The organism is Psychrobacter pygoscelis, from assembly GCF_004335015.1.
GTDB classification, from domain to species: Bacteria; Pseudomonadota; Gammaproteobacteria; order Pseudomonadales; family Moraxellaceae; genus Psychrobacter; species Psychrobacter pygoscelis.
Genome location: NZ_RQRU01000008.1, coordinates 19,157 through 31,510, shown reverse-complemented (window position 1 = coordinate 31,510; position 12,354 = coordinate 19,157). Strand labels below are relative to the sequence as shown.

Sequence of the window (12,354 nt, the reverse complement as noted above, 5' to 3'; positions counted from 1 at the left end):
GGATTCATCTTTTTTGCCATTGGCTGGTTATCGCTGCAATAGCCAATCAGCGATGTCTTTATACACCACTTCACGATCGACCTCGTGTAATGGCTCATGGCGCATATTAGTATAGAGTCTCTTGTCGATATGCTTAAAGCCTTGAGACTGCATACGCGTCACCAAAGCACTAATGCCTTTTCCCATATTACCTACAGGGTCATCACTACCACTAATTATTAGCATAGGAAAGTCGCTATTAATGGTCTGTGCCCAGTCTTTTGCCAGACCTTGGCTCATCAAGCTAAATAACGCTAGAAAGCCATTATTGGTAAAGTCAAAGCCGCATAATGGGTCATTCTCAAAGTCAGCAATGTTCTTGGGGTTCTTACTCACCCAAGCGAACTGTGATTTGGCTGTCTTGTCTTTTAGCTTGGCATTAAGAATGGCATTGGTGGTCTTGGCAAATACAGTATTGGTCTGCTTAGGTTTGACCTTATTAAGCACTCGAATGACAGGCAATAGTGCTTTGGCTAGGGGGTCAGTGTCACTGGTGCCCATTAATACGGCACCTGCAAACTCACTACTGTGGTGCTGCAGTACGGTGCGCACGATAAAAGAACCCATTGAATGCCCCATTAAAAAGTGTGGCACGTTAGGGTAGTGGGCTTTTAAGCTATCGGCCATGATAATGACGTCTTTTAGCAAGGTCTGCATGGGGTAGTCACGCTCAAAGTAGCCGAACTCAGCGGTATTATTAACCGTCTGACCATGCCCGAGCTGATCATAGGTCAATACTGCAACTCCTTGACCTGCTAAATACTGAGCAAATGCCTCATATCGGCCACTGTGCTCAGCCATACCATGTACAATCAGTAGGGTAGCCTTGATGTCACCTTCTGGTTTAAAAAAAGTGTGATGCAAGGTATGAGTCTGGTCCGAAGATAAGATAGAGGTGGTCATAAAGACGTCCTTAAGTTGTTTTTCTTAATATAGTCGATCTAAATAAAGTAGAGTCGTTGTATCAGGATATAGCCTACTGGCAAGTTACGGGGCTTATAGTCCAGGTTATTATTTAGAATTTTTATCTTAAACCTTTATTTTGATTCTAGCGGTCAGCATAAGTATATTTTTATATATCTGAGTTAATCGTTAATCAGCTATTTCATGTGCCAGTTTTAAAGGGGATTGACGATATAAACAGTTGGGACAACCAATATCCTGCCACTGGTAATAAGAAAAAAGCAGTAGAGAGTCAACTGAGAAGCTGCTGGCTTATTCAATCAAATAAAGCATTGTTTAGAGTTTATTAACCTATCGTAGATTTATAGCAGGTTCACTGACGATAACTTAACTTTAGCAGAGCGCCTTTACTGTATTAATTTAGACTTGTATTTAGGCAGCTTTCCGGTATTATTGCATAATTATGTATTTATTAATAAATTTTTGTAACAGCAATATGCTACGTTATTTTTCAGGAATAGATGAATGATATTACTTCGTAAAACCTCGTTATTCGTTGCCTTAGTGTCAGCGAGTTTAGCTATGGCAGCTTGCTCTAATTCTAGCACTGAGAGCAATACGACAGCCACCAATACGGACAACGCCGCAGTAGCGACCGATAAGCTAGAAACTAAGTTTGCAACGCTTGCTACTGGCGGGGCATCAGGACCGTATAACATTATCGGTACTTCATTAACAGAAGCTTATAATCAAACCTACGGCGTCAACTCTAAGACTCAGACTACGGGTGCTTCTGTTGAGAACATGAACCTGCTTAATCAAGAGAAGGTTGAGATGGCGTTTGTCATGAGCGACGTCCTTAGTGATGCTATAAAGGGTGAGAATAACTTTTCTGCACCAATTACAAACGTTCAGCAAATTGCCACTTTGTACCCTAATTATGTACAAGTAGTGACTTCTAAAAAGTCAGGCATCAAGAATTTCGAAGACCTAAAAGGCAAGCGAATTGCTGTAGGGGCACAGAACTCTGGTGTTGAAGTTAATGCGCGCAACCTCCTAAAAGGGTTTGGCATGACTTATGACGATGTCAAAGTTGACTATTTAGGCTATGCTGAAGCTGCTGATGCACTTAAGTCTGGCAAAATTGATGCCGCGTTTCTTACGAGTGGACTACCAAACTCTTCTCTAATGGAGCTTGAGCAAGGTTTTGACTTACAGCTGGTTAGTATTGACCCCGCTAAAGTAGCAGAGATTGCCAAAGATCAGACTTATTTTATTGCCAAAGAAATCCCAGCAGGTACTTATGGTAATGAAGCAGCGATTCCGACAGCAGCGATCATGAATGCTTTTGTGGTTCGCTCTGATCTGTCTGAAGATGATGTTTATAAACTCACTAAAACCTTCTTTGATAATCAAGAAAAGCTTAAGACTGCTCATCAAGCAGCAGTTGGCATTAGTCTTGAGACAGCTCAGCAAGGTATGGTTGCCCCCATCCATCCGGGTGCAAAAAAATACTATGATGAGCAAGCTGCTAAGTAAAGTACTACGTTGATGAAAGATAAGAACCGGTACGGCGTAATGCGTAGTACTGGTTTTTTTATTCAAATAATCGCTGTCGCTATTGTTATTATCTTACTATTACTATTGTGGCCAACTCAGAAGAGCATTCAGCTAAGCTTTGATCATCAGTCTTGCTATATAGATAGTACGAGCTTCGATCTAAAGTGGCTGCACTCTGTGGAAAAGCAGTGGTGGATAGAGTCTTATCGTATTGAAGGCGACCATCTATTACTTACTGACACCTACCTACAGACTTTCGGTGCAGGGACACCCTCTACTGAAGCCGTTGATAATAATAACCGCCCAGAGTATGCAGGCTATGTCCGCTATCGCATTAATACGGTACTGCCTTTTTTGGATTGGATGGTCTCTTCTAACATTAAAGCTACGATAATAGTTAATAATATTAAGGCTGATTCACATTACCCAAAACCAGATAGACAGCTGCGTGTATTCAACTGGGTCGACGACTATACCAATATTCACATAGCGCCCAAGCGAATATCACTTTGGACGCGATTGGCTAAGGAATCCTGCTATGACCATAACGCCTTCTGAACTAAAATCTGCAGATGCTAATGCAGCAACTGCAGATAAGCAGCAAGAAATACTAGAAAAGTTTGATCGAGAATCCATTACTCGTAATGTTAGTAACCGCTATGTCAAATGGTTCATTGCAGCCATTTGTATCTTTTATGCCATATTCCATCTATATATTACCTTCAATCCAATGCCTGCTTTATTACAACGTGCTATCCATGTGGGCGTTGGTTTTGGTTTGATATTTTTAATTTATCCAGCCACTAAAAAGGGCGCTAGGTCGAAGGTAGCTTGGTTTGATTGGATTTGGTTTTTATTGTCTTTGCTAGGAGCGGGCTATCTCATTTTTGAGTACCAAAATATCGTTACGGTACGCGGTGGAATACCCAATCAGCTCGATATTATTTTCTCCATAATAACTGTACTGTGTGTGCTAGAAGGGACGCGGCGGATTACTGGTATTATCTTACCGCTATTTGCTTTGGTATTTTTGGCTTATCCTTTTTTTAGTCATATGGACTTTATGCCAGATAGATTACTTACGCGGCCTTACGATATGGGAGATATATTTGGTCAGTTGTACCTAAAAACAGAGGGGCTATATTCCACTGCTATTGGTGCTTCTGTAACCTTTATTTTCCTGTTTATTCTATTCGGAGCGTTTTTATCGCGCTCGGGAATGGGGCAACTATTCAATGACTTAGCCCTTGCCCTAGCCGGTCACAAGCAAGGAGGACCAGCCAAAGTTGCTGTCATCTCTAGTGGCTTTATGGGTAGTATCAATGGTGCAGCAGTTGCTAACGTGGTTGGCACTGGTGCCTTTACTATTCCACTCATGAAAAAAGTCGGCTATCACAAGAACTTTGCAGGCGCGGTAGAGGCGAGTGCTTCAGTAGGCGGACAAGTGTTGCCGCCTATCATGGGCGCAAGTGCCTTTATTATGGCGGAGACGACAGGGGTCAAATACAGCACCATTGCTTTAGCGGCCTTACTACCCGCCTTGCTCTATTATTTAGGGGTGATAGCACAGGTACATTTTCGCGCGGGTCGCCGCGACCTAAAAGGCATCGCTAAAGAGAGCCTACCACAGCTGAAAGATGTGATGAAAGCGCGCGGTCATATGCTATTGCCCATTGTGTTTTTGGTATTCTTGTTAGCCCGTTCAGTGCCTGTAGGATTTGCCGCCGCTTATACCATTGGCTTTACAGTGGTCATGAGTATGCTGCGAAAAGAGACGCGCATGAGCTTTACGGATGTGCTCGGTGCTTTAGAAGATGGTGCTCGATTATCACTTGCTGTGATGGCGGCTTGTGCGGTGGTGGGTATTATCATTGGTGTGGTCAGTCTCACAAGCTTCGGTACGGTGATGACTTCCTCAATCGTAACCCTAGGTGCTGGCTCATTGTTGCTGACCCTTATTCTCACTATGCTAGCATCGATGGTGCTAGGTATGGGACTGCCATCGATTCCTGCGTATATCATTACTGCGACTATGGCTGCACCTGCTTTGGCAGGCTTTGATATCCCTATTCTGTCAGCGCATATGTTTGTCTTTTATTTTGGTATCTTTGCCAATATTACTCCGCCAGTTTGTCTGGCTGCCTTTGCAGGCGCTGGTATTTCAGGTGGCGATCCTATGAAGACGGGTTTCCAGTCATTGAGACTGGCTTTAGCTGGCTTTATCGTGCCATTTATGTTTATCTACAATCCGACCATGTTGATGATAGACCCCACAGGGCTTGCCGTCACTGCCAAAGAGTTCCCGTTACCGCCAGTATTTGATATTGTTACCGTAGTGGTCACCTCTGTGATTGGCGTGATTGGTCTTAGTGCAGCGTTAGAAGGCTTCTTTAAAGGTATGATGAATCCTCTAATGCGCGTCGCTCTTGCTATTGGTGCCTTGCTGCTCATCTATCCTGAGCTAATGACAGATTTGGCTGGCGGGATTATCGTATTAGGGGTTGCTGCTTGGAATATTAAGGCCAATAAGTCAGTATCCACAACCTCTACTATTTAGGGCACAATGTAAAGCAAGTATAGACGGTGTAATGAGATGTAATGAGAAAAGAGGTCGTAATAGGCCTCTTTTTTTGTGGGCAACCATTTAACAGAGACCAGCTACTTGGCGACTCTTTCGTATAGACCGTTAGCAATGGCTTTAATAACCACCGCTTGATTGTGAATAGAGCCATTGTACTTTGGCAAGTCCATATCACGGCCGCGGCGATTATAAAACCAGTGCATGGAAGGCTCAGGTAGCACAGCCACATCAGGATAATTGTCAGTAGGTATTAAGATGAGGTTGCCAGCCAAAGCTATTTTGATATTGGGTTTATAGTCAAGAATACACAGACCCCGACTCGTATTCGGCGGCAGCTTCCAGCGGCGAAAGTGGGGGTTTATTAGGGTTAGGTCGCCCACATCTGACTTGAGAAAGATCGTCACTCGTTAAAGACATTACCTGTGAGCTCTTGGTAGATAATGCAGTGACAGATAAAGCAGGCGATCGGTGATTTATTAATCGTGAAGGTACTACTTTAACAGTAGCAAGGGTCTTGTTGAGGGGTAAAGTCGCTGCTCATGGTCCAGCCCTTAATAAGAGGGAAGAAAAGAGCGGTTGTCCCCTGCGATTTATAAAAGAGGCAGAGGATTTAGAATATAGCACTATCTAAGCTTGTGAAGTAATGGCTCTTGCTAGAGGCCCTAGTCGACAAAAGTCTTAATCATAGCTAAAGTGATTGAGAGTTGGCTTTATGCTTCAGGGCTTTAAGCTGCGCTAATAGAAGGTCACGCCTATAACCTCGAAACTCTTGCCCACCGCTTTCACGAACCTCTAGACCCTCGATGGTACTAGCGGCATTCATCGTGCCAGCGTACTTACCTTGATGATCTAATACGATAATATAAGGATAGTAAAAGACAGCGTCGGGATCTAGTCCAGTCATGGCAATCGCCTCAGCGCCATTAGCATAGCTATTATCGATATGAGCCACGACAAAACTATTGGCGACGAAATTGTTGAGTGCGATGGCATCTTGAATGTCTTTGGTTGAGATGTCTTCCTGCATCAGCCATTCTGAAATATCGCCTTTACTATCTCGCCACTGGTAATCAAAGGTGCAAAACTGCCCCTGAAAATATCGGTCTAAGACGTGACACCAAATACACCACTCACCGCCATACGAGACCAAGACATTTTTGTTTTGTTGGTCAGCCGCAGCAATGGCTTTTTTTAGAATTTCAGTTTGATCACTGCATTCATCAAAGAGTCTGGCCTCACCATCCCCACAGTCTTTGGAGATGACTTGCGGATAAACACTAATAGGGAGAGTTTGTTGCTCGATTTGGATACTGTCATTAGCTTCAGAGGTAACCGAAGCGTGAATAGTTGGTGCGTTATCTACGTTGTTTGGCTTAGAGCTACAACCTATCAATAGGGGTGGTCCTACAAGTAAAATAGTAGCGGCTTTATAAGAAAAGCTGATTAGATTATTAGAGGAGATTAGACATTGAATGAGGGAGCTTCGCCAGTTTAATACCATAACAGCCTTGTTTTTATTATTATAATTTTATTCACGAGGATGAAAAAGGCCAAGTCTTACTGTGGTAAGAATTGGCCTTAAATCTAGCATACTACTGAGTGTCTATAAATTTTAGACAGAGACTAACAACCAAACTTACCTTCCGCTTCTAATACTTTTTTGCTACGAATCGGTGCAGGGCAGTCTTCTCCATAATACTGACGGTCGGCAAAGTAGCTGGAGCGCACCATAGGACCAGCCCAAATACTAAAGAAGCCGATTTTTTTGCCGTAATCCATATAGCGCTGAAACTCATCAGGGTGCACGTAGCGATCTACAGGCGCGTGGCTTTTACTTGGTGCCAAGTACTGACCGATAGTGATCATATCGACATCGTGGGCTTTTAGATCATCAAGTAGGGCGTAGATCTCTTCTTCGGTCTCGCCTAGACCCACCATAAAGCCGCATTTGGTAGCGATATCAGGCCGGCGAGCTTTGTACTCTTTGAGCAGATCAAGCGAGTGCTGATAGTCAGAGCCAGGACGAAAGGCTTTATAAAGGCGCGGTACTGTTTCGATATTGTGGTTAAACACATCAGGCGGCGTTTCTGTCAGTAGGTCTAGTGCAATCTCCATGCGGCCACGGAAGTCAGGTACTAAGATCTCAATCAAGCAATTAGGACTAAGCGCTTTAGATTCATTAATCACATCGACAAAGTGCTGAGCGCCGCCATCTTTTAGATCATCGCGGTCCACCGAAGTGATAACCGCATACTTTAGCCCCAGTCCTTGGATCGTCTCAGCAGTATGGCGCGGCTCGTCCGCATCCAGCTCATTAGGTCGACCGTGGGCCACATCACAGAAGGGGCAGCGGCGGGTACAGATATCTCCCATAATCATGAAGGTCGCCGTACCATCGCCGAAGCATTGCGGCAAGTTCGGGCAGGCCGCCTCTTCACATACGGTATAAAGCTTTTGTTTACGCAGGGTCTTCTTAATGCGATCGACTTCGGCAGGGGAGGACATCTTAACGCGAATCCAATCTGGTTTCTTCGGCGCTTCGATGGTGGGAATGACTTTAATTGGGATACGCGCAACTTTGTCATAGCCGCGTAGCTTCTCACCTTTTACTGCTTTTTTGGGCTTTGGTTTGGCTTCGGGAATATGGGTCTGGACGGTGGAGATTCGGGTAGCTGTGTCACGAATAGCAGTATCGCTCATAAAATTATCCTAACCGCTTAAGGTAAGCCTGCTATAACTGGCTTATTATAAATGGGTATTTGGGTAAAACAGTCGATCGATTGGATCAGAAAATGTGAAATTAAATAATGCTGGTCAGTATAACAAATTTGCTCAGCACTCGCATTAATAGACATGGTTGATATTAAGTAGCTTTCGCGTAAGTACAGGCTCGCACAAGAGGGGTCATCTAGGCTGGATTGAATTTAAGGACAAGGCAAGTTTAAGTCTGAGACCTGTTAGGTACGTGCCAAGGGTTCAGGTAATCCTTCTATATAAGGTGATATCAACAGTAATGAATAGCGATAATCATAGCAAATAGATTTGGCAAGGTAACAGGAGTATCAGAAGACAAGCTTGCTATGCCATAAAAACTATTCGATAATAATTCTCATTTGTAATTTATTAATTAAGATTTTAACTATAAATTATCAATAAAAATAATATGAACCATAACTTATTATTCACTAATTAGGCACTGCTATGACTACTAATAACAACCGTTACGTTCGCTGGTCATTGCTATCAGGAATAGTAGCCTCCTTATGTTGGAGCATAGGCGATTTACTATTAGTCGGCTTCGCTGTTGACCCCAATAATTATCCTTTATTTTCTACTACTTATGCGGAACAAGTCGATGTAGAGCTGGCTACCTTAATGCTAGAAGGCTCAAGAAGGCGGCTACAGTGGGGTGCGATGATAGCCGTGGTCAGTCTGCCATTTTATTGTTTTGCCCTCTATGCGGTTTGGCAGCTTATCAAACGCTCAGCGCGAAAACATGCTGTGAGCCTTATACTACTTTGGATAGCCTCTTTGGTCTTTCATCCGCTTGGTCATGCAGGCTTTTATTACTTGGGAGAGATTTATAAGGCGATTCAAGCTACAGATGCTACTACTCACGCGGTATTGTTACATACCGCAAAAGGATTTGAGCAAATACTAATGCTTAATTGGATGCTTGCGCTAGGAATATTAGCTTGTGTTCATATCTATCTGGTAATATTAGTCTATCAGCGTCATACCTTGCTACCGCGCTGGGTAATTGGAGTCAGTCCAGTATTGCTATCGGCTGTTATTTATTTTGTATCGGTATTACTGCCGCAGCCTCTGCGCAGTTGGATCGGCGCAGCGGTATTTAATGAGGCCAATTTTATCTTTTGGATGACATTGTACATCTATGTGAGCCAGCAAATTCGTCATCAGCGTTTGGACTTTAACCAGACTACTAATCGCTAAAAGACACTAATTGATAGTCATTCTTAACTATAATAGCAATCAATACCACTATTTCAAAAGTAAATAGTGAATATGGGCTTGTAATTACGGGCTATTACAGATTGCTCATTAACATTTTAATCGTTTTAAGCTATTCTATGCACGATTCCAAATCCTTCATGCATACTTAACGCAGGTGGTCATTCTGACTGCCCACGCGGTATGCGACCGCTAACCTACGAGGATAACTATTGTGTTAGAAGCTTATCGCAAACATATTGAAGAACGTGCAGAACTAGGGACAGTTCCACTACCATTGACCGAATTTCAAGTCGCTGACTTAACTGAATTATTAAAAAATCCACCTGCTGGTGAAGAAGAATTCCTAATGGATCTTCTGGTTAATCGCGTGCCTGCTGGTGTTGACCAAGCCGCCTACGTTAAAGCTGCATTCTTGGCAGCTATCGTCAAAGGTGAAGCGACCTCACCACTGATCGATAAGAAAAAAGCAATTGAGATTCTAGGTACTATGCAAGGCGGTTATAACGTCATGCCAATGGTCGACGCATTAGACGATCCAGAGCTGGCCGATGATGCTGCTGAAGCCCTTAAAAAAACGCTATTGGTATTCGATGCGTTCAATGACGTCACTGACAAAGCAGAAGCGGGTAACGAAAAAGCTAAAGAAGTTATCCAGTCTTGGGCGGATGCCGAATGGTTCTTGAACCGTCCAGAAGTACCGCAGAAATCTACTTATACTGCCTTTAAAGTGACCGGTGAGACTAACACTGATGACTTGTCACCAGCGCAGGATGCATGGAGTCGCCCTGATATCCCACTGCATTCACTGGCTATGCACAAGAACTCTCGTGATGGTATCCAAGCTGACGAAGAGGGCGTTCGTGGCCCAATGAAGCTTATCGACGAGCTTAAAGAAAAAGGCTATCCATTAGCTTACGTCGGTGATGTGGTTGGTACTGGCTCTAGCCGTAAATCTGCGACCAACTCAGTACTTTGGCTTATGGGTGAAGACATCCCTAATGTACCAAACAAACGCGCTGGTGGCCTTGTACTAGGCGGTAAAATCGCCCCGATCTTCTTTAACACGATGGAAGATTCAGGTGCCTTGCCAATCGAAGACGTCAATGTTGATGGTATCGAGATGGGCGATGTGTTCGACATCTATCCGCACGATGGCAAGATTACTAAGCATGACTCAGACGAAGTACTGTCTACTTTCAAATTGAACTCACCAACACTACTTGATGAAGTACGTGCCGGTGGCCGAATCCCATTGATCGTTGGCCGTGGTCTTACCAATCGTGCTCGTGAATATATGGGTCTTGGTCACTCAGAGGTATTCGCTAAGCCAGATCAGCCTGCTGATACCGGTAAAGGCTATACGCTCGCGCAAAAAATGGTCGGTAAAGCTTGTGGCCTAGAGGGCGTACGCCCTGGTATGTACTGTGAGCCTAAGATGACCACAGTCGGTAGTCAGGACACTACAGGTCCTATGACTCGTGATGAGCTAAAAGACATGGCTTGTCTAGGCTTCCAAGCAGACCTAGTGATGCAGTCTTTCTGTCACACTGCTGCTTATCCAAAGCCAGTTGACGTTGAGACTCAGCACACACTTCCTGACTTTATCATGAACCGTGGCGGCGTCAGCTTACGTCCGGGTGATGGTATCATTCACAGCTGGCTCAACCGTATGCTACTTCCAGATACCGTAGGTACTGGTGGTGACTCGCACACGCGTTTCCCAATGGGTATCTCATTCCCAGCTGGTTCTGGACTGGTTGCATTCGCTGCCGCGACGGGTGTTATGCCACTAGACATGCCTGAGTCTGTCCGCGTCCGTTTCGTCGGTGAGCGTCAGCCTGGTATCACCCTGCGTGACCTTGTACATGCTATTCCGCTACAAGCGATCAAAGAGGGCTACCTAACGGTCGATAAAAAAGGCAAAATCAACGAATTCAACGGCCGCATCCTTGAGATTGAAGGTCTTGAAGATCTAACAGTCGAGCAAGCGTTTGAGCTATCTGATGCTTCTGCTGAGCGTAGTGCTGCTGGCTGTACCATCACCTTGTCTGAAGAGTCGGTCACTGAGTACCTACACTCTAATATCACGCTACTTAAGTGGATGATCTCTGAAGGGTATGGCGATGCACGAACCATCAGCCGCCGAATCGAAGCGATGCAAGAGTGGCTAGCGAACCCAAGCCTCATGCGAGCAGACGCTGATGCAGAATACGCTATCGACATGACTATCGACATGAGCGAGATCAAAGAGCCAGTCCTTTGCTGCCCGAATGATCCAGATGATGCCAAAACGTTGGCAGACGTCGCAGGCGAGCACATTGACGAAGTATTCATTGGCTCGTGCATGACCAATATCGGTCACTTCCGCGCCGCAGGTAAACTGCTCAAAGAAGTACCAGCAGGAAGCCTCAAAACCCGTCTTTGGATTGCGCCGCCGACCAAGATGGATGCGCGCCAGTTGATGGAAGAGGGTTACTACAACGTCTACGCTCAAGCCGGCGCTCGTACCGAGATGCCAGGTTGCTCGCTATGTATGGGTAACCAAGCACGTATCGCTCCGAAGTCTACTGCGGTATCGACCTCAACGCGTAACTTCCCGAACCGTCTAGGCCAAGGTGCGAATGTATTCCTAGCCTCAGCTGAGCTTGCCTCAGTCGCTGCGGTACTTGGTAAGCTACCGACCAACGAAGAGTATCAGCAATATGCTGGTATGCTTAACAGCATGGGTGATGAAGTGTATCGCTACATGAACTTCGATAAGATGGTAGATTACACTGAAGAAGCGGATAAGATTGACGTCGCTCAATTGTCATAAACTTCTGATGTTATAGAAGCGTAGCACTTAAAAAAACCCGTCTCAATCATGAGGCGGGTTTTTTTCGGCTATTTAACCACTGCTATTTAACTACCGTGCAAACGATAAAAGAGCAAAAGCTTGGCCTTAATATCGGGGGTCTTTAGACATTGAGAAATATGCGTCGCAAAGGTAGGCGCTCGTGCATGACTATGGCCATGCCTCGTCCCTCGGCAGGAGCAAAAACTTTGGTATTGCGAATCTAATAATGACTTCAATAGTGTCTTACTGTTTCCATTCTCACCCTAGGCAGGAGCAAAAACCTTGGTATTGCGAATCTAATAAAGCCAATTTATGAATGGAATGCAATACACGCAGTAGCGCCTCTTATTACCCTGATAAACAGGCTTAGGTTTATTCATAATCGCGCTAATACCCTTATATAGCTGCCGTTTCAATGAAAAAAGTTATACATAACTCTTTTAAGTTGTTATCTGCGCAT

The 12,354-nt window shown here is 44.5% G+C and carries 9 protein-coding genes; 5 read left to right on the top strand and 4 right to left on the bottom strand.

The features are described 5' to 3' along the window. Nucleotides 1-27: 27 nt before the first annotated feature. Complete coding sequence (locus EGV92_RS13110; protein ID WP_131669761.1) at nt 28-942, bottom strand: alpha/beta fold hydrolase; 915 nt, start codon at nt 940-942, stop codon at nt 28-30. Between the two features lie 525 nt (nt 943-1,467). Between EGV92_RS13110 and EGV92_RS13105 the strand changes: the two genes are divergently transcribed. Genes EGV92_RS13105 through EGV92_RS13095 form a run of 3 tightly spaced genes read left to right on the top strand, consistent with a single transcriptional unit; the run spans nt 1,468 to nt 5,059 of the window. Then, a complete protein-coding gene (locus EGV92_RS13105; protein WP_131669760.1) occupies nt 1,468-2,481 on the top strand; it encodes a TAXI family TRAP transporter solute-binding subunit in 1,014 nt (337 codons plus the stop codon). A gap of 12 nt (nt 2,482-2,493) precedes the next feature. After that, the gene (locus EGV92_RS13100) at nt 2,494-3,060 is read left to right on the top strand and encodes a DUF1850 domain-containing protein (protein WP_242678754.1); all 567 of its coding nucleotides are present in this window, start codon (nt 2,494-2,496) and stop codon (nt 3,058-3,060) included. Next, the gene (locus EGV92_RS13095) at nt 3,041-5,059 is read left to right on the top strand and encodes a TRAP transporter permease (protein ID WP_131669759.1); all 2,019 of its coding nucleotides are present in this window, start codon (nt 3,041-3,043) and stop codon (nt 5,057-5,059) included. The genes EGV92_RS13100 and EGV92_RS13095 overlap by 20 nt, the downstream gene beginning before the upstream one ends. Before the next feature lie 101 nt (nt 5,060-5,160). On the opposite strand, the gene EGV92_RS13090 is transcribed toward EGV92_RS13095, so the two are convergent. The 3 genes from EGV92_RS13090 to lipA form a co-directional block, all read right to left on the bottom strand. Next, nucleotides 5,161-5,487 carry a hypothetical protein gene (locus EGV92_RS13090; protein WP_242678753.1) on the bottom strand — a complete coding sequence of 109 codons (327 nt, stop codon included), beginning with the start codon at nt 5,485-5,487 and terminating at the stop codon, nt 5,161-5,163. Between the two features lie 284 nt (nt 5,488-5,771). Beyond that, the gene (locus tag EGV92_RS13085) at nt 5,772-6,476 is read right to left on the bottom strand and encodes a thioredoxin domain-containing protein (RefSeq protein ID WP_165525625.1); all 705 of its coding nucleotides are present in this window, start codon (nt 6,474-6,476) and stop codon (nt 5,772-5,774) included. Nucleotides 6,477-6,706: 230 nt separating this feature from the next. Next, entirely contained in the window at nt 6,707-7,783 is a 1,077-nt protein-coding gene (gene lipA, locus EGV92_RS13080; protein ID WP_131669757.1) for a lipoyl synthase, read from the bottom strand. 501 nt (nt 7,784-8,284) lie between these two features. Here lipA and EGV92_RS13075 point away from each other — a divergent pair. Together EGV92_RS13075 and acnB are read left to right on the top strand one after the other, a co-directional pair. Then, on the top strand, nt 8,285-9,037 hold the full coding sequence (locus tag EGV92_RS13075; RefSeq protein ID WP_131669756.1) for a DUF6796 family protein: 753 nt from the start codon (nt 8,285-8,287) through the stop codon (nt 9,035-9,037). 232 nt (nt 9,038-9,269) lie between these two features. Then, nucleotides 9,270-11,873 (top strand): bifunctional aconitate hydratase 2/2-methylisocitrate dehydratase, encoded by a 2,604-nt coding sequence (gene acnB / locus EGV92_RS13070; RefSeq protein ID WP_131669755.1) that lies wholly within the window; start codon nt 9,270-9,272, stop codon nt 11,871-11,873. Nucleotides 11,874-12,354: the final 481 nt, after the last annotated feature.

Bases quoted from the DNA above. Each gene is read 5' to 3' on its own strand.
- lipA (WP_131669757.1), bottom strand. From the start codon at position 7,783: ATGAGCGATACTGCTATTCGTGACACAGCTACCCGAATCTCCACCGTC.
- EGV92_RS13095 (WP_131669759.1), top strand. From the start codon at position 3,041: ATGACCATAACGCCTTCTGAACTAAAATCTGCAGATGCTAATGCAGCA.
- EGV92_RS13100 (WP_242678754.1), top strand. From the start codon at position 2,494: ATGAAAGATAAGAACCGGTACGGCGTAATGCGTAGTACTGGTTTTTTT.
- EGV92_RS13110 (WP_131669761.1), bottom strand. From the start codon at position 942: ATGACCACCTCTATCTTATCTTCGGACCAGACTCATACCTTGCATCAC.
- EGV92_RS13105 (WP_131669760.1), top strand. From the start codon at position 1,468: ATGATATTACTTCGTAAAACCTCGTTATTCGTTGCCTTAGTGTCAGCG.
- EGV92_RS13075 (WP_131669756.1), top strand. From the start codon at position 8,285: ATGACTACTAATAACAACCGTTACGTTCGCTGGTCATTGCTATCAGGA.